Genomic DNA, 1,136 nt, shown 5'->3' on the forward strand with positions numbered 1-1,136 from the left:
GTACGCCGGCGGCGTGCTGCCCGCGGGCGGCGTCGCACTGTACGCCGGCGGTGCCCCGCCGGCGGAGTACGGGGGCGGCGGCATGCCGCCCGCGCCGCCCTCCTGCCCCTGTTGATCCGGCAGCTTCGACAGTGCTTCGCCGAGCATCTGCACGAGCTGCTGCACGAGGTCTTTTTCTCCGCCGCCACCCGACGGACCTTCCGGCATCTTGTGCAGGTAGTCGACCGGATTGGTGCTGTACTGCTGGACCGCATTCATAGACGACATGATGATGTTCCCTGATATGAAGTTAAATTACGGTATCCGAACTACTAAAACTACTTGCAAGTTCAGTCTAGAGGCGCCGCGTCCCATCCGCCGGCGCAGCACGAAAATTCCAGTTGAAACGCGAATATCGCAGCGGTGCGCGCTCAGGCGCGCACCCACATCGCCGTCGATGCAAAGCTCGCGGTATCGCGCGGTGCGGCGGCAGCCGGCGCCGCGGCCGGCGCGACGGCCGCGCCGTCCGTCTTCGACGCACGCTCGAGCAGCCGGTTGCCGATCTTGGCCGCTTCGACGTTTTCCGTCTGTTCGGCAGCCGAGCGTGCATAGCTATGCCAGAGCGGGTCTTCGAGACCGAACAGGCAAACCGCCATCAGCGCCGCATGCAGCGCCGAGCGCTTGGCCTCCAGGTCGTCGTCTTCGAGCACGCGCAACGCGTCCACCCACGCCTGGCGGCGCACGTGCCGCCAGGCGACCACGGTGCCCGCCCCTGTCCAGCGCGGCCGCAGCACCCGGATCGCATCGAGCAGATCTTCGAAGTCCGATGCGTCGTCGATCTGCGAAGCGACCCACAGCACCCTGGTCAACCCGCCGGCAACGTCATTGCTGCATCCTGTGTAAGTCACGATATCCTCGCCTGCCTGAAGTCCTGCAATAAAAATTCTGTGATCGCGCTCATTGCGGCGCGCCAGATGCATCGCATCACGAAACATGCGATGCACGCACCGGCTTGTGTTGCATTCAGTCTCCCGCATCCACCCATTGACGGCCGGATCGACGCGAATCAAACGTGCGGCGTGCGAACGTGGGCCCTAGCGGCCGCCGCAACGCCGGCGCCGCGGCGCGGGCTCGCGCCGCTCGACGTCGGGCGCGCT

The 1,136-nt window shown here is 65.9% G+C and carries 1 protein-coding gene and 1 pseudogene; both read right to left on the bottom strand.

What is annotated here, in order from left to right:
- Nucleotides 1-267: pseudogene (locus HV675_RS32105) on the bottom strand (hypothetical protein); the annotation flags it as partial.
- Nucleotides 268-410: 143 nt separating this feature from the next.
- Nucleotides 411-887, bottom strand: a complete 477-nt coding sequence (locus tag HV675_RS32110; protein WP_175115477.1) for an HrpB1 family type III secretion system apparatus protein — start codon at nt 885-887, stop codon at nt 411-413.
- Between the last annotated feature and the right edge of the window lie 249 nt (nt 888-1,136).

The sequence above is a fragment of the Paraburkholderia solisilvae genome (assembly GCF_902859875.1).
GTDB lineage: Bacteria > Pseudomonadota > Gammaproteobacteria > Burkholderiales > Burkholderiaceae > Paraburkholderia > Paraburkholderia solisilvae.